This is a genomic window from Polluticoccus soli (assembly GCF_029269745.1).
GTDB lineage: Bacteria > Bacteroidota > Bacteroidia > Chitinophagales > Chitinophagaceae > Polluticoccus > Polluticoccus soli.
In genome coordinates this window covers 1,028,355-1,045,691 of sequence record NZ_JARJHT010000002.1, presented here as the reverse complement: position 1 = coordinate 1,045,691, position 17,337 = coordinate 1,028,355, and the positions used below count along the sequence as shown (strand labels likewise).

Below are 17,337 nucleotides of genomic sequence, written 5' to 3'. Positions count from 1 at the left end.
CGTGTCATAACCTTGCCCGCCTGCTTAGTTTTTTTGGGTAAAAGACAAAATACCAAAGAATAAAGAGCAATGATAATGCCAGTATCGCCACGCTGAGCCAGGCAGGCATATTGGTATGCCGGGTTACAAAACCTTCAAAAAAAGCGGCAATGACAAAAATTGGGACAAGTGCTGCAACGATTTTCACTGCGTCCCGCGCTGCGCGGGTAAGCGATTGGAGTCGCGTAAATGTTTTGGGGAATAGAATCGCATTGCCTATGATCATTCCCGCTGAGCCTGCGATTACAATTGCTGAGATCTCGAGCGTACCGTGGATGAACACAACAAGCAGCGATTGAATACCTAACCCGTGCTTGAAGAACAGGTGTTCAAACACGCCCAGCATTAATCCGTTCTGAAACAATACGTATAACGTTCCTACTCCCGCAAAGATGCCCATGGCGAAACAGTAAAAAGCAACGCTGATATTGTTAAAGGCAATGCGTAGGAACATGGACAGCTCATTTTGCTTTTTGTATACTCCAAAAGGATCTCCGGCTGCAATGTTCTGTTCGGTCATATCAACATAACTGTCGCCGAGTATCGCACGAACAAAAGACTGATCGTGTGCAGAAGAAAATACACCTATTGATACAAATGCGATAAAGAACGCAAACGTATAGAGAAGCGTCTTGTGATGTTTGGCAACAATAAGAGGCAGCTCAGTGGTCCAGAATCCCAGAAACCGGCTGCGTTTTTCTTTTTTGTTCTTGTAAATAGAAAGGTAGATATGGGCAGCCAACCCATTGATATATTTAACCGTATTGCTGAACGGGTAGAACGTTTTGGCGTAAGAAAGGTCATCAACCAGGTACGTAAACCTTTTCGCTATCTCATCAGGATCCTGGCTTGGCTCCTCATAATTTTTCCAGCGGTCAATATTTCTCTTTATGAACTGTCCCTCGCGCATGATGTTTGCAGAAAGTAAAGTTATAAGGTATAGTAATATCTTTTACATTTGTTCTGGCCAATGAGTATAATAACCGTTCCGACAGCCTTTAATATCGATCTGGAATTCAGCCTGGCGCCTATACATAAACGCCTCCTGGCATGGCTCATTGATGTGCTCATCATTTATTGTTTCATATTCGGTATGCTGCGGTTTGTAGCGCCGGTAACCGGTATTAATGAGGCGCTTGGCGATACGTTGACCATGCTGTTGACTGTTATTCCAGCCTACTCTTACCACCTTTTTATGGAGTTATATGCCGAGGGACGGTCAGTTGGGAAGATTGCAATGGGATTAAAGGTTATGGACATAAGCGGCCGCGAAGCGACATTAAGCCAATATTTGCTCCGGTGGATTTTCCGGATCGTCGATATTGGCATTACCATGGGTGCTGCTGCAATTTTCTCGCTTTCACTTACCCGCCATAATCAGCGTCTCGGCGACCTCGTTGCTGGCACCATTGTTATCGATCAGCGGGAGCAAACAAAGCTGCAGGAGACTATTTACCTGGAGGTTTCAGAGAAGGGCTATAAAGTGCTTTTCCCGCAAGTAATGAAACTTACGGATCGTGACATAAATGGCATACGTGGCCTGCTGGAGATGCGAGAAGGCAGTAGCGATAACGAAGAATATATCCAGCAGGTAAGTCAACGGATCAAAGAAGTACTCCAGATCGATACCGACCTGGAGCCACGCGAATTGTTATTTCGCCTGCTCAGCGATTACAACTTTCTCACTAAATAAATAGTTATCGGAGTTCCAATAGCGCCACATTCTCAATATGATGTGTATGTGGGAACATGTCAACCGGCTGTAACCTGGTAACACGATATGCCTCGTCAAGCAGTTTAAGGTCGCGCGCCTGGGTCGCAGGGTTGCAACTTACGTATACGACTTTGGGAGCTCGCATTTTTAATAGCTGCTGAACCAGTTTTTCGTGCATACCGGCCCTTGGGGGGTCTGTAATGATCACATCTGGTCGGCCATGTGTTGCAAAAAAATCGTCGGTGCAGATATCTGACACGTCGCCCGCAAAGAACTCGCAATGCAGTAGTCCGTTCATTTCGGCATTTTTGTAGGCATCTTTCACCGCATCCTCTATTACTTCGATGCCAATCACTTTTTTTGCCTGTTTCGAGCAGAATATTCCAATACTGCCAGTTCCACAATAGAGGTCATATAGCGTTTCGGTACCGGTAAGCCCGGCAAATTCGCGTGTCACCTTATATAGCTCCTCCGCCTGGTAAGTGTTGGTCTGGAAGAAAGATTTAGGGGATATCTTGAAGCGAAAATCTTCCAGTGTTTCCTCGATATAGCCCTTGCCCGCGTATGTGTGTACTTCGAGGTCGTGAATGCTGTCGTTTACTTTAGGATTTATGGTATAGTGGAGTGTGGTGATACCGGGTATATTGGCCAGCATGTGATCGAGTATAGCCTTTCGTTTTGGTTTGTCCTCAGATCCCAATACAAGGTTAATAAGTATTTCTCCGGTTCTGGCGACGCGGATCACCACATTCCGGAGCCAGCCGGAGTGGCTGCGATAGTCGTAATAGGGTAGCTTATTCGCCTCGGCATAATTCCTGAGTACGTTCAGCAAAATGTTTGTCGGTTCCTTTTGCAGATAGCAGGTGTGTATTTCCACCACTTTATCGAATAGTCCAGGAGCATGGAAGCCCAGAACGGGTTCTTGAGGGAATACTGCATCGCCGGCTTCGCGTATCTCTTCCACAGTCCTGTAGCGGTGTGTGCAAAAAGTAAATTCCAACTTGTTACGGTAATATCGTTCCTCTTTGCTGCCCATTATGGGTTGCATTTCGGGCAGTTCGATCTGGCCAATTCGCTGCAGCTGGTCTAGGACCTGCTGTTGCTTATATTTCAGTTGCTGGGAGTAGGGGAGCATTTGCCATTTGCACCCACCACAAGTGCCGAAGTGAGGACAGAATGGATCTACACGGTCAGGAGATGGCTGAACCAGCTCCAGGACTTTACCCTCGGCCCAGCTCTTTTTGTTCTTTGTTACGCGTACATTCACTACGTCACCGGGAATGGCATTTTCGACAAATAGTACTTTGCCTTCTTCCAGATGTGCGATGCTTTTCCCTTCCGCGGCGTAGGCATCAATAGTGATATTATTAATCTGAGGTTTCTTCTTACGTGACAAATGCAAAAATTAAGTTAAATGAGGTGCAAAGTTACAAACGATAGATTAGGATAGACTGTCTGTATTGTTTAATTTTGGACAAGTACCATAAATGCCTGATTGGCATTGGGTTTCACAATAATACAAGAATGAGACAGACTTTATTGACCCTGTTGCTCCTGGCAGGTCTAACAAATTTTGCATTTGCAGGAAATGGCTACCGTGTCGGGATTAAATTCACAGATGTAAATCTTGCTGATTCGCAGGTATATCTTGCGCACTATTATGGCAAGCCACTGCCTACGATCTACAAGATAGATTCTGCGCGTTTTGACAAAACAGGCATGGCTATTCTTCAAAGCAAGGATACTATTGTGGGCGGTATTTACATTGTCCTGCTAAGTGACAAGAAAACCTATTTTGAATTCCTTCTGAATAATGGGGACGATATTTCCATAACAGCTAAAGCGAGCGAATTACCAGTTGGGCTTAATTTTAAGAACTCACCGGAAAATGATCGATTCATATCGTATATCAGGTATTTAGGAGAGTATTCTCTCAAACAACAACAGTATCAACAAGAACTTGCGAAGGCTAAAACTAAAACTGACTCGGTGTTGGTTTTCGAAAAGTCGGCAGCTGAGGGTAAGTTAGTGACGTCGTACCGCACGGATTATGTAGCAAAATATCCTGGTTCTTTACTAGCCAACATTTTCAACGCGATGGAAGTGCCCAAAGTTCCAGAAGGTAAACATTACCTTCCTGATGGAAAGGTAGATTCAATGTTTCCGTATGACTATTATCGTGCACACTATTGGGACAAATTTGATTTCCGTGACGACAGACTTGTATTAACTCCTATCTACGACAGTAAGCTCGACGAGTATTTCAATAAGGTCATTCCTCAGATACCCGACACGTTTTCAGCAGAGGCCGATAAGTTGTTGGAAAAGACCCGCGGTACTAAGGAGCTGTTCAAGTACACTCTGCATAACCTGGCACAGTTTGCACAATACAGTAAGATCATGGGTATGGATGAAGCATTTATCCACTTGGTTGAGAATTACTATATGAAGGGTGATGCTTACTGGCTAAGTTCCGACATGCTTGCAAAATATGTTGATCGTGCCCAAAAAATAGCTCCTAACGTGATTGGTAATGTGGCGCCCGAATTGAAGATGATCGATCTCGAGAACAAAGAACATTCCTTGTTAGGATTAAAAGCTAAATACACGTTACTTATTTTTTGGTCGCCAACATGTGGAAGTTGCCTCGAGGAGGTACCTAAGCTAGATTCTCTATACAGGGCTGTGTTGAAAGATAAGGGTGTCAGAATATTTGCGGTGCGTACAGATAGCGATTTGAAGATATGGAAGGAAAAGATCGATAAACTAAAGATCAACGATTGGGTGAATGTGTATGACCCGAAACATACATCCAATTATCGCGACTTGTATGATGTTTACGGCACGCCGACCGTATATTTACTTGATGAAAGAAAAATCATCCAGGGAAGGAGAGTCGGACATGAAAATATTCTGCAGCTAATAGAAATATTAGAATCAGGACACACACCAAATTCTCAGAAAAAATCATAAACTTACACGATGCAACGCTCGTTATTTACACTTATTTGCCTATTAGTATTAAGCCAGAATGTTCTTGCCAAAGATGGCTACCGCGTTACAGTTAAAATGCCTGGGGTGACAGATAGCATTGCTTTCCTGGCGCATTATTACGGCAAGCCGCTGCCAACTATTTATAAGTCAGACTCGGCTTTTTTCGACAAGACAGGTACAGTCTCTTTTAAGAGTAAGGATAGCATTCTTGGTGGCATTTACATGATCTTATTAGGTGATAAAAAGACATATTTTGAGTTTTTATTGGATAATGGCGATGAGATAGACATAACGGCGCCAGTTGAGGGATTGCCTTATTCTCTAAAATTCAAAAACTCGCCGGCAAATGACGATTTTCTGGACTACATGAGGTTCCTGAAAGGTTTTGGTGAAAAACAGGAACAATACAATGTGGAGATCGCTAAAGCCAAGACAAAAACGGATACAACTGCGATCAATAAAAAATACGAAACTATTGGAAAGTCGCTGGTAGAATATAGGCGCGACTACGCAAAGAAACACCCGGAAAGATTTCTAACGGACATTTTCAATGCCATGGAGATGCCGGAAGTTCCAAAAGATCAGGATAAACGCTCAGATGGCACGATCGATTCCATGTTCAATTACACGTATTATAAGTCTCACTATTGGGATAAATTCGATTTTACTGAGGATCGTCTTATTAACACACCCATTTTTGACGCCAAACTTGACGAATACATGAACAAGCTGGTGTTGCCATTGGAAGATAGTGTGATCAAGGAAAGCGATATGCTACTGGCCAAAGCAAGACCTAGTAAAGATCTTTTTAAATACACGCTTTGGTGGTTGACGCGCAACGCAGAAACCAGCAAGATCATGGGTATGGATGCCGTATTTGTTTACCTGGTTGAAAATTACTTCATGAAGGGTGATGCGTGGTGGTTGGAAGGAGATCAATTGCAAAAATATGTAGAGCGGGCACATAGCATTGCGCCTAACGTGATAGGTAATTTGGCTCCGGAGATCAAACTTCCGGATATAAATAATCCCAAGCTGATCCACTCTCTTCATGACGTGAAAGCAAAATATACGCTGGTGGTGTTCTGGGCGCCCGATTGCGGTCACTGTCAAAAGGAAATGCCTATCCTCGATTCGTTGTATAAGGCAGTACTAAAAGGCCGGGGCGTGAAGATTTACGCTGTGAAAAACAGCGGTACCGACGAAGAACTGCGTACTATATTGAAAAAGGATGGATTAACAGAATGGATACATGTGCACGATCCTCAGCGCACGTCAAGATACAGAGCCGACTATGATATTTACAGCACGCCTGTCATATATTTGCTTGATGAGAAAAAGATCATCAGGGGTAAGAGGTTAGATCATAGCAACATAGTATCTCTGCTCGATATGCTGGAACGTAAACAAGCAAAAGCTAAATCTTAAAATAAAACAACTAACATACACAATGCGAAAGCTGGTATTATCATGTTTTGCTGCAGGCCTGTTCATCAGTTCAGGTTATGCTCAAACCTTATTCACATTTGGCAATAACCCTGTTAGCAAAGAAGAATTTTTAAGGGTTTATCAGAAAAACAGTATTAACAAAAAGCCTGATTATTCAGAAGCTGCGTTGAGAGAATATCTTGATCTCTATTCGCTGTTTCGTATGAAAGTGAAAGAAGCTGAGTTACAGCATTTGGATACGCTTTCTTCGATAGAAACCGAGCTGAATAACTACAGGAAGCAGCTTGCAAGGAACTATCTTACAGATGAGCAATTGAGCAATAAGCTGTTGGAAGAGGCATATGGCCGGATGAAAGAAGAAGTGAAAGTTGCGCACATCATGATCATGTCATCGATGACCGCTACTTCGGCAGATACGGTTGCTCCATATCGCAAGATCGATAGTATTGCGACAGCAATAAAAAAAGGTGCTGATTTTGCCCAGTTGGCTAAACAGTTCTCAGAAGATCGCGGTTCAAGAGACAAAGGCGGCGAAGTTGGTTATATTACCGCACTTCAAACTGTATACCCCTTCGAAAATGCTGCATACAGCACTCCTGTTGGTAAAGTATCGCCGATTATCCGCACTCAATTCGGATATCATATCGTTAAGGTACTAGACAGGCGACCAGCACTCGGTGAGGTAAAGGTAGCCCAGATACTGGTTACTGTTTCAAAGTCGAAAGGCCAGGAAGGCTTGGCTGCAGCCCGTAAAAAAGTGGACAGTATCCAGGCAGAGTTGAAGCAGGGTGTTCCTTTTGATCAATTAGTAAAAAAATACTCTGACGACAAATATTCTATCAACGATAACGGCGTTTTACCGGCATTTGCTGTTGGTAAGTTATCTCCTGAGTTTGAAAAAGCTGCTTTTGCTTTGAAGAAACCGGGTGATGTTTCGGCTCCGGTTCAGACGGATTATGGATTCCACATTATTAAGTTGATCGAAAAAAGAGCGTTGAAACCCCTGGATAGTATGCGGACGACGTTGAAACGTAAGGTTGACAACGACTCGCGTTCGCTAACCGCTCGCGAAATGTTCTTTGAAAAGATGAAGCAAAAAAATGGTTTCAAAGAATACCCTGAGAATCTGGATCCGCTGTTAAAGAGGGTTGCTACTATACCCGATACAGGAGCAAAAGCAAATGTGTTCAGTGCAGATGAATATCTTCAGATGAACAAGCCTTTATTTGCATTGGGTGGTGTAGAGTACAAGCAGAGTGACCTGATGAAATATGCAGAGAATATGACCCGTGGCCGCTTAATGGGCCCTAAATCTGCAGTGCTGAAGGATATCTACGGTAATTACATCAAGACTATAGTAACCGATAAAGAAGAACACAGGCTAGTTGAGGAGCATACAGAATTCAAAAACCTGATGACCGAATACAGGGATGGTATTATGTTGTTCGAGTTGATGGACCGCAACGTGTGGGGCAAGGCAACTCGCGACACATCTGGTTTGAAGGCGTTTTATGCCAGTCGCAAAGACAAATATACCTGGGAGCCTGGTTTTACAGGGTCTGTGTACCGTTTCAAGAACGAGGATGCGTTGAAAGAAGGTAAAAAGTTGATGGCAGACAAAAAGCTGAAGGACGAAGATATTCTGAAGAAAATGAATCTTGACAATAATCCGGACGCAGTTACCATTCAGCGTGGTCACTATGAGTTCTCAAAATTCACGCAAGTTCCTCGTGCCGCTATTATTGCAGGTAAAGCTACCGAACCTAAAAAAATGGATGACGGTACTTACCAGGTGGTTCGTGTGGACGAAGTATTTGATCAGCCAACTCCAAAGTCTCTGGACGATGCCCGTGGTTATGTTGTAGCTGAATACCAGGATTACCTGGAGAAGCAGTGGAACGATGAGATCAGGAAGAAGTATTCTGTGAAAGTGAATGAAAAAGAGTTTCAGTCGCTTGTGAAATAAGTCAATTAGATAGAAAGAAAAGGCCGCTCTTGAAGCGGCCTTTTTATTTTGAAATTTATAAGCTACAAAGAAATGCCATCGTGTCAACACCATCTGCGTAATCGTTCAGAGCGGGACATTGAGCATTGCCAAAGGGTATGAATCCGTGGCCAACGATACATTGTATATCATCACTTTGGCTCATCTCGTTAGTGAGTTGTTGCTTATCGTCGTAACGACGGTAGTGTACAACGCTTACTGCAGAAAAAGGGGATGCATTTTCTACCAGCAACACGCTGTTATTGGTATAATGGTGAACTTTGTTGAGCAAATAAATGGCCAGGTAATAGTCGAAATTGTTCTTGTATTTGTTGTGCTCAATTAGCTTCTCAAATGGCTGAAACGAATCCATTAGTTTCGTTAAGTCATAATCCCGTGGTACGCACACCTGAGTTACATTTCTGCAGCCCAAGCCAAAATAGTTGAAAATATCGCCGCCCAGAAGGTGCAACTCTTCTTCTGTCTCTGTCCCGTCTAGTATTGCAACAGAAGTCCGGTTTTTTCGAATGATGTTAGGGTATTTTGCAAAGTACTGTTCAAAATACCTCGCTGTATTATTGCTGCCGGTAGCAATATAGGCGTCGCAATTTTTTAGTTGCTCTGCAATGTGCACCTGCTCCGCAACCTTTGGCTCCCATTCAGTTAGCTTTCTGACGATATGGGCCATGAGTACTTCGTCTTTCGATGAAAGTTTGATCAATAGCTTATGTCCACTGACAAATCCACAGAGAAAGTCATGAAATCCTACCATCGGAATATTACCGGCCATCACGATGCCGACTGTCTTTGGCGTTTGTGGTAAATCATAGCTTTTGATCCAGTCGGTGAGTTTATCTCGTTGTAGGAAATTTTTGACGATATTGGTGGCCGCCATCTCGATATGATCCAGTGTAAACCACGCGTTCATAGTTGTGGCCCTGTATTGCGCGGCTTCCCACTGCTCATCGTCGGATAATAAATAATTTCCAAGTTTTACAAGCAAATCAATTCTCTGAGCTAACGAAATCATAGCATTTTCATTTCCGGCTGCAAATTGTAAATTTGCCGGGACATAAACTAAAAAACAATGGCAATCAAAATAACTGACGAATGTATCAATTGCGGGGCGTGCGAACCAGAATGCCCGAATAATGCGATATATGAGGGTGGAGTAGAATGGGCCATCGCTGACGGAACTGCTGTTAAAGGTGATTTTACACTAATGGATGGCTCTCATACCGATGCGAGTGAGCGCCATGAACCTATGGCGGTTGATACATATTATATTACCCCTAATAAGTGTACGGAGTGCCAGGGCTTCCATGAAGAACCCCAGTGTGCTGCTGTATGCCCTGTTGACTGCTGTGTCCCCGATGAAATGTACCAGGAAACAGTGGATGAATTGTTGGCTAAAAAGGAGAAACTACACCTGTAGTTGTTTCTAAATAAGAAGAAAGGCTGCCATTAGGCAGCCTTTCTTCTTATTTAGGTTGTTTTACTTCTCCTGTTTTTTTCCATGATTTGTCCGGCAGGCCGATCTTATCGATCTTATCGGCCATTGTTTTTAGGTAGCCTGGGCCAAAGTCGGCATGTGTAATGCGTTTTTCGGTGGTGCCGAATTTGAAAGTGTAGATGATTCCAGGCAAGTCTTGAATATAAGCTTCATAGTTATTGCGGCAGGTATCAACCCGGTAATTTTTGAAGTCTGTAATTATTTCCTGCGTTTTTTGTGCGCCGATGTTTTTCTCGTAGACTCCCTCGTATTCGGTGAAATTGCGGCTCGTATATCGTACAAGACCATCAGGATACAATTCAATAAGGTAAGCAGGACAACGACCGAAGCAGGCAGTACGTTCCATGCCAACATAATTTAGCTGTTTAGCCTGTTTATTGCTGATGGTTGTTTGCGTGGTAGTTGATGATGTATTCTTTTTTTGCTGCGCGCAAGCCGTCAGCACGATCACAAGCAAAGCACCAATGGCTAAAATGTTTTTCTTCATTTTTTTATATTTTCCGTTTCAAAGATAAGCCTTAGAAATTCCGTAGGTTCTAAAATTGTTACAATCAAATATGTTGCCAGTTGATAACGAGACCCTGTTTTACCGAATAGCATTAACATTTGTTAAGGATATTGGCCCGCGCAGGTCGAGGACATTACTTGAGCAGTTTGGAGATGCTCCTGCAATATTTAAAGCACCATTGAAGGAGCTAAAGAAGATCGATGGCTTGACCGAAACGCGAGTGAAAGCGTTTAAAGATCCCCAAGTGCTCGCGCAGGCTGAAACAGAATTGAAATACGTTGAGAAGAATCAAGTGCAAATTCTTTGGTTCGGCGAAGACACATACCCGCAACGCTTGAAAAATTGTAGCGACGCACCGGTACTGCTTTATCATAAAGGAAACACCGATCTTAATGCGCAGAAGATCGTAGCTGTGATTGGCACAAGAAAAAGTACAGATTATGGTCACAGAGTAACAGAGGGGTTACTGAATAGCTTGAAAGGGCAGGAAAATATGGTCATTTCAAGCGGTCTCGCTCATGGTATAGATGCGCTCGCCCATAAATATTCATTACAAGTTGGCTTACCCACTGTTGGTGTGCTAGGACACGGTCTGGATCGAGTATACCCAGCAACTAATAAACAACTAGCAAAAGAAATGATGGAAAACGGAGGTCTGCTGAGTGAGTTCCCATCTGGTACTTTGCCGGATCGATCAAACTTCCCAATGAGAAACAGAATAGTTGCCGGAATAAGCGATGTTACGGTTGTTGTTGAAAGCGATATAAAAGGCGGAGCGTTGATAACAGCGCGTATCGCAGATAGCTATAATAGGGAAGTTGCGGCATTTCCGGGCCGGGTTTACGATACACGTTCATCAGGATGCAACGAATTAATACGCACTAATGTCGCCGCGATGATAACAAACGCAGACGACCTGCTTGAGCTAATGAATTGGAATACCGGTAAAAAGCAAAAGCCGGTGCAAAAGCAATTGTTTATTCAACTATCAGAAGATGAACAGAAAATTGTTGATCTTTTACAAACAAAGGATTCGATGCATGCAGATGAGTTGTTGTACCAAACGGGCATCGCTAATTCTCAATTACCGGCTGTTTTGCTTCAACTTGAGATGCAAGGATTAATAAAGGCACTGCCAGGTAAGCAATATAGAATGAATTAATTCTAAACAGAATGGGCGAACATTAAAGAACCTGATGGAATAGCCGCTTTATCGATTTCATTTATAATGTCGGTTCCCAATTATTTTTTTTTAGGCGAATATTAAAACTGATTATCAAACTACTGCTGTGTTTTGAAAGCTCTTCAGCAATTATCATTTATTACAATAGTTGTTGACAGGCGCGAAATTGTTTGATACGTTTGTAGGGACAACTATTTCTTTTCACCATTTTTAAACAACCATCATCATGTCAAGCGTCTTATCAACGTGGGCACAGTCGCCTATTCTTCTTTCTGAAACACTCAACGATGCAGTATGGGAAAATGCCGGTAAAATGGCAATACCTGGCGGATTTTTACTGCTGAAGAACGATGCGCACTTTCTTTATGCCGCGCTAGACCTGGTGCAGGATACCAGCAATGATGCCGGTACCGGAGACTATTTCTGGTTTACTTTCGATCGCGACCGTAATGGTAACATCAATCCCAACGTTGATGTGAATTACGGCTTGTATCCAGGTCAGCCTGATAAAATGGGGCGTCAATATTATTTAGGCCCTGGCACATGGACAGGCTTGTTGAATGAAGTAACACAGAGCAAGTGCAAGGTTGCATTTGAAAGTTCACCCGATTCTGCTGCGCCGCACAGGATCTGGAAATTGCGTTTTGAGATAAGCCATCTTAATGTGTCGCTGGCACCGTCTCTATTCCCTCCCTTCACAAGATTCGGAGTAAAAGTGCATTCATCTGCAGCTCCTGGTTTTGATTATTCCACGCCTGCTAATTTCTTTACCAGCTTTGCAGGGTTACATACCCTCTATTTTTCGCGTAAGCCGGTTACGCCAACTGTTGACGCAGGTCCGGTTATCGGTAGCGTTGGTCTTATACCAACAACTAAGATAAACAGCGCAACGGGTAAAGCTACAACTGCAGCCGGATACTACGTCCACGTGGAAAATGCAGCATTTGGAGGTGGCTTGAACCTTATTGGTAATCGGACTACTCTGCAAAATGTGTGGGCAGCGGGAGCCAGGAAATATAAGATCAAACACCGTGAAGGCATTAGTGGAAGCTTTGATGATATGAGAAGTTCCTGGTACAATTATCGCTGGAACGGTGTTGACTACGTATTAGAAAGCTATGGGCCTGATGCAAATAATTTCTATCAATTGCAGCCGCCTTCTGTTGATTTCTCGATTGATGATCTTTTACTTCAGTTTGGTTCTAATACGCTGAACAAAGGAATGCATCAATTCCAGGTTGAGTTTTTTAATACGGCAAATGCTCTGGTGCCTACATCAGCTCAAACGCTTACGTTGTTTATTGACAATACAATACCGGTAGTGAAATTGAATTCAATAAAACATGCCGGAGCCAACGTTAGTGCATGCGCTATAGTACAACTCACCAGCGACACTGACGGCCTTGCGTTTAATATTGATGCACATGATCCGGAGGGTAACCTTCATAGCTATGCGTTAACTGCCGCATGGGGTAGCGGCGCCAGCGAAGTCATCAAGGCTGAAACGTACAACACGGCAATGGGCCCCAACTGGGTAGGTGTTCAAAACCTAAATGTTCCTCCGTCAGGTAACTGGGTTCCTGATCACAGCTGCGCTTATTCGTTCACTGTATCGGCATATGCCCGTACTACCAACGGTTACGGATATATCGGCTACAATTCAGTTAGTAAATACATTACGTTGTTGAAGCCAGCCGGCACTTCAGTACCTGGTATGCGCATCGTAATGCCTAAAGGTATAGAAGTATAAATCCACCATCTAGGTCACCTGAAAACAAAAGCCCCTGCATACACAGGGGCTTTTCAATTTTAATAATATTGCTGTTAGCCTTTTGGCTTAGGCATCAATTCAATTTCATTAGGAGCATAAACGCTTTTTGCTATCGTTTTCTTAACCGGGGCAACAGTTTGAAGGTAGCGATAGATCGCTTTCATGTCTGTCTCATTCATTCTTGAGAAAGGGCCCCATGGCATAGGTGAAGCAGCATGCACACGGCCTTGTTTGATGCGTGCAATGAACGTCTGTTCGCTCCATCCGTTCAGTTTGCCGGTCTCATCTATTGTTATGTTAGGAGTTACAAAGCCATAGCCCTTTGTTTCCGGCGAAGGTTCCATAACAAAACCGCCACCAAAAGGTTCGCCAATGAACTCACCTGTTTTTAGGCTTCTGTCTGTATGGCAGCCATAGCAATTGGCAACTGAGTGAGCCAGGTATTTGCCGTATTCCGAAGTCGTATCAGCATCGATCCTCTCTGGGATTGGCTCTGTTGGCATGCTGGGTTTAAAGATGAACGTCTTGATGAATTTTCCCAGAAAATTATATTCCGATGGCTCAACTTTATGTTTTACCGGCGGCGTGGAGCGTAGGTAAGAAATGATGCATGCCATATCATATTCGCTCATTTGCTGGAATGGCATAAACGGTACGATCGCCTCGCCCTGGTGGTTAACGTTGAAGCGCATGGTCCGTGCGATCTCGCCGTCTGAAAGAGCGCCTATACCTGTTTCTTTGTCTGAGGTAAGATTGCGGGCACGGAATACACCGGGGCCAATATTTAATTCAAAGCCGCCGATCAGCGGCAGTTCTTTGCCGGCTTCCACTTGTGCTTCCTGTCCTTTGTCTGTATGACAGTTGGCGCAGTGCGCGGGGCCATACACCAGGTATTTACCATGTGCGATCATTTCAGGATCCTGGCTGGCCTTGGTGGTGGGGTAAGGGGTTTCGTCAAATGTTTTACGGTAGCCCAACTGAACATAGAGGGCGAAACCTGCAACAAGTACAAGGAGTACCAGTGCAATACGGAGTACGATCTTCATAATGTGGTGTGTGTAAATTGTCATGCAAATGTAAATGCATAGTTTTTATATTGCAAGTGTCGTAAACGTTATTTGATTGTTATTGCATGTATTATGGTTTCTTCTGTAATAATTGCAGCTGAAAATCAATAAATACGACAAGTTGTCAAGGGAAATTGCGGTAAACTGCCATATTGTAATAAAACGTTAGTTTGGAACATTTTTTATGCCTTAAGGGATAGGAGAATAATAGAATATGAACCTGAATAATTTTACAATCAAAGCCCAGGAAATGCTGCAGCAGGCACAGCAACTGGCGTACAACAACCAAAACCCTAGCATAGAAACGGCCCATATGTTACAAGCGCTGCTTGATGACAATGATGGACCAATTGGCTATTTGCTTAAAAAGAACGACGTCAATGTAGGCTTTGTAGAAGGCAAGCTGCAAGACCAGATCAATCGCCTTCCAAAGCTTCAATCTGGTGGTGAGCCCGCGCAAACTGTTAGTCGCGAGCTAAATAATGTGCTTTTGAAGGCTGGGAATATATCAAAGGACTTTAGCGATGAATTTGTTACCCAGGAACACCTGCTTATAGGCTTACTTCAGGTAAATGATGACACAGCTAAACTGCTGAAAGACGCGGGACTTACAGAAAAGGGACTGACTACAGCAATAAAAGAGCTGCGCAAAGGGAACACTGTTAATTCGCAAACATCTGAGCAACAGTTTAATGCCTTGCAGAAGTATGCAAAGAACCTAAACGACTTAGCCCGGAATGGCAAGTTAGACCCAGTAATCGGTCGCGACGAAGAGATCCGTCGTACCCTCCATATTCTGTCACGTCGTTCGAAGAATAACCCAATATTGGTTGGTGAACCAGGCGTTGGTAAAACGGCAATAGTCGAAGGTTTAGCACATCGTATTATCAATGGCGACGTTCCCGATAACTTGAAGTCAAAGATCATATTTACCCTTGACATGGGGGCTTTGATGGCCGGAGCTAAATACCGTGGCGAATTTGAGGAACGCCTGAAGGGGGTCATAAAAGAAGTAACAGAAAGCGAGGGAGAGATCATCCTTTTCATTGATGAGATACATACGTTAATAGGCGCCGGCGCGATGGAAGGTGCTATGGACGCAGCTAATATTTTGAAACCGGCATTGGCCCGTGGCGAACTGCGCGCTATCGGTGCAACAACGCTGAATGAATACCAGAAATACTTTGAGAAGGATAAGGCCCTTGAGCGTAGGTTCCAGAAAGTATTTGTTGATGAGCCTTCTCCAGAAGACGCCATCTCCATATTGCGCGGCTTAAAAGAGCGGTATGAGACCCATCATAAGGTGCGTATAAAAGATGATGCTATTATCGCAGCTGTGGAGCTTTCACAACGTTATATTACCGATCGCTTTTTGCCAGATAAAGCTATCGATCTCATAGACGAAAGCGCAGCAAAGCTGAAGTTGGAAATGAATTCGATGCCCGAGGAACTGGACGAGCTGGAGCGTAAGATCAGGCAGCTCGAAATTGAGCGTGAAGCGATCAAGCGGGAAAATGACGAGGAAAAGCTGAAACAGCTTAGCCAGGATATCTCATTGCTCAATGTAGAGCGTGATACACTAAAAGCTAAATGGCTGGAAGAAAAAGAGATCGTTGACAAGCTCAATAAATCAAAAGGCAATATTGAAACCCTGAAACTGGAAGCTGAGAAGGCTGAACGTGAAGGCGACTATGGCAAAGTAGCGGAGATACGTTATGGTAAGATAAAAGAAGAAGAAAAGAATATAGCTGAGCTTAGTAGGCAATTAGCTGAAATGGATGATCAGCATAAGCGTTTGCTAAAAGAAGAGGTAGACGCTGAGGATATTGCTGAGAACGTGGCTAAAGCTACTGGCATACCAGTGCAGCGTATGTTGCAGGGTGAACGTGAAAAGCTATTGCACCTCGAGGATGAATTGCACAAGCGCGTGGTGGGCCAAAGTGAGGCTATAGTTGCTGTTGCTGATGCCATCCGCCGTGGCCGTGCTGGGTTGCAAGACCCCAAACGCCCTATAGGTTCATTTATCTTCCTGGGTACAACCGGTGTTGGTAAGACCGAGCTTGCAAAAGCGCTTGCGGAAGTATTGTTCGATGACGAGTCGATGATGACACGCATAGACATGAGTGAGTACCAGGAAAAGCACAGTGTCAGCAGGCTGGTAGGTGCACCGCCGGGATACATTGGCTACGAAGAAGGTGGTCAGCTTACAGAAGCTGTGCGACGCAAACCATACTCGGTAATATTGCTTGATGAGATAGAAAAAGCGCACCCGGATACGTTCAACATTTTATTACAGGTGCTTGACGATGGCCGGTTGACAGATAACAAGGGCAGGGTGGTGAATTTTAAAAATACCATCATCATCATGACCAGTAACATGGGTAGTCAGATCATACAGGAAAACTTTGCAAATCTTGAAGGCAAGGACCTGGATACTGTTGTCGAGGCCACAAAAGAAGAGGTGATGGACCTGCTGAAACAAACTATGCGTCCTGAATTCCTCAACCGTGTGGATGATGTGATCATGTTCCACCCTCTGATGCGCAAAGAGATAAAAGGTATCATCAGGATTCAGCTGGAAAATCTGCAGGAGCAGCTTGCTAAGCAGAATATAGATCTGCAGTTCACGGATTATGCCTTGGACTACCTATCGCAGAGAGGATTCGATCCTCAATATGGCGCTCGCCCCTTAAAGCGTGTCATTCAGAAGGATATCATCAATCTGCTGAGTCGTAAGATCATTGCTGGAGAAATAGATAAGTCTAAACCAGTATTGATAGACGTTTTCGACGGAGTTGTAGTGATACGAAATGAACGAATAGCTGAGAAACAAGACTAGGAAAAAGCCCTGCATTGCAGGGCTTTTATTTTTTTACTTTTTGTTGCGGCCATTACCATTACCCTGGCGTCCAGGTGAGCCTGGAGCACCCTGTTTCTTAGGTTGTTGCTGTTGTTGTTGCTGTTGTTGTTCTTTCATGGGTTCGTGCGACACACCCTTTTTCAGATCTTTATTCTGTTCCTGCCTCTTGTTGGGTTGCTCGATACGACCCTGTCCGTTTTGCTTTGACATAGTATTCGATTAATTAGTTCATTGCGAAGGATAAAAAAATGTATG

The 17,337-nt window shown here is 43.8% G+C and carries 14 protein-coding genes; 8 read left to right on the top strand and 6 right to left on the bottom strand.

The features are described from left to right. Positions 1–4: 4 nt before the first annotated feature. Entirely contained in the window at positions 5–949 is a 945-nt protein-coding gene (locus P2W83_RS15440) for a stage II sporulation protein M (RefSeq protein ID WP_276134660.1), read from the bottom strand. 60 nt (positions 950–1,009) lie between these two features. On the opposite strand from P2W83_RS15440, the gene P2W83_RS15435 reads away from it, so the two are divergent. Beyond that, the gene (locus P2W83_RS15435) at positions 1,010–1,732 is read left to right on the top strand and encodes an RDD family protein (protein WP_276134659.1); all 723 of its coding nucleotides are present in this window, start codon (positions 1,010–1,012) and stop codon (positions 1,730–1,732) included. Between the two features lie 4 nt (positions 1,733–1,736). On the opposite strand, the gene rlmD is transcribed toward P2W83_RS15435, so the two are convergent. Beyond that, positions 1,737–3,149: a 23S rRNA (uracil(1939)-C(5))-methyltransferase RlmD gene (gene rlmD, locus P2W83_RS15430; protein WP_276134658.1), complete on the bottom strand. Its 1,413-nt coding sequence runs from the start codon at positions 3,147–3,149 to the stop codon at positions 1,737–1,739. 128 nt (positions 3,150–3,277) lie between these two features. Here rlmD and P2W83_RS15425 point away from each other — a divergent pair, with 128 nt between their 5' ends. From P2W83_RS15425 to P2W83_RS15415, 3 genes are read left to right on the top strand one after another with little or no spacing between them, the layout of a single operon-like run. Next, on the top strand, positions 3,278–4,726 hold the full coding sequence (locus P2W83_RS15425) for a DUF5106 domain-containing protein (RefSeq protein ID WP_276134657.1): 1,449 nt from the start codon (positions 3,278–3,280) through the stop codon (positions 4,724–4,726). A gap of 9 nt (positions 4,727–4,735) precedes the next feature. Further along, entirely contained in the window at positions 4,736–6,175 is a 1,440-nt protein-coding gene (locus tag P2W83_RS15420; protein WP_276134656.1) for a TlpA family protein disulfide reductase, read from the top strand. A gap of 22 nt (positions 6,176–6,197) precedes the next feature. Further along, complete coding sequence (locus tag P2W83_RS15415) at positions 6,198–8,162, top strand: peptidylprolyl isomerase (RefSeq protein WP_276134655.1); 1,965 nt, start codon at positions 6,198–6,200, stop codon at positions 8,160–8,162. A 55-nt stretch (positions 8,163–8,217) separates the two neighbouring features. Here the strand turns inward: P2W83_RS15415 and P2W83_RS15410 are convergent, their stop codons facing one another. After that, the gene (locus P2W83_RS15410) at positions 8,218–9,210 is read right to left on the bottom strand and encodes an acyl-CoA reductase (protein WP_276134654.1); all 993 of its coding nucleotides are present in this window, start codon (positions 9,208–9,210) and stop codon (positions 8,218–8,220) included. Between the two features lie 57 nt (positions 9,211–9,267). Between P2W83_RS15410 and P2W83_RS15405 the strand changes: the two genes are divergently transcribed. Next, on the top strand, positions 9,268–9,615 hold the full coding sequence (locus tag P2W83_RS15405) for a 4Fe-4S dicluster domain-containing protein (protein ID WP_276134653.1): 348 nt from the start codon (positions 9,268–9,270) through the stop codon (positions 9,613–9,615). A 46-nt stretch (positions 9,616–9,661) separates the two neighbouring features. On the opposite strand, the gene P2W83_RS15400 is transcribed toward P2W83_RS15405, so the two are convergent. Continuing rightward, positions 9,662–10,180, bottom strand: coding sequence for a DUF6438 domain-containing protein (locus P2W83_RS15400; RefSeq protein ID WP_276134652.1), 519 nt, complete (start codon positions 10,178–10,180; stop codon positions 9,662–9,664). 70 nt (positions 10,181–10,250) lie between these two features. Between P2W83_RS15400 and dprA the strand changes: the two genes are divergently transcribed. Further along, positions 10,251–11,363, top strand: coding sequence for a DNA-processing protein DprA (dprA, locus tag P2W83_RS15395; RefSeq protein WP_276134651.1), 1,113 nt, complete (start codon positions 10,251–10,253; stop codon positions 11,361–11,363). Between the two features lie 247 nt (positions 11,364–11,610). Next, positions 11,611–13,134, top strand: coding sequence for a hypothetical protein (locus P2W83_RS15390; RefSeq protein WP_276134650.1), 1,524 nt, complete (start codon positions 11,611–11,613; stop codon positions 13,132–13,134). A 74-nt stretch (positions 13,135–13,208) separates the two neighbouring features. Here the strand turns inward: P2W83_RS15390 and P2W83_RS15385 are convergent, their stop codons facing one another. Further along, positions 13,209–14,201, bottom strand: coding sequence for a c-type cytochrome (locus tag P2W83_RS15385; RefSeq protein ID WP_276134649.1), 993 nt, complete (start codon positions 14,199–14,201; stop codon positions 13,209–13,211). A 235-nt stretch (positions 14,202–14,436) separates the two neighbouring features. Between P2W83_RS15385 and clpB the strand changes: the two genes are divergently transcribed. Further along, positions 14,437–17,061, top strand: coding sequence for an ATP-dependent chaperone ClpB (gene clpB, locus P2W83_RS15380; protein WP_276134648.1), 2,625 nt, complete (start codon positions 14,437–14,439; stop codon positions 17,059–17,061). A 33-nt stretch (positions 17,062–17,094) separates the two neighbouring features. Here clpB and P2W83_RS15375 read toward each other — a convergent pair whose 3' ends face one another. Then, positions 17,095–17,292 (bottom strand): hypothetical protein, encoded by a 198-nt coding sequence (locus P2W83_RS15375; protein ID WP_276134647.1) that lies wholly within the window; start codon positions 17,290–17,292, stop codon positions 17,095–17,097. Positions 17,293–17,337 lie beyond the last annotated feature (45 nt).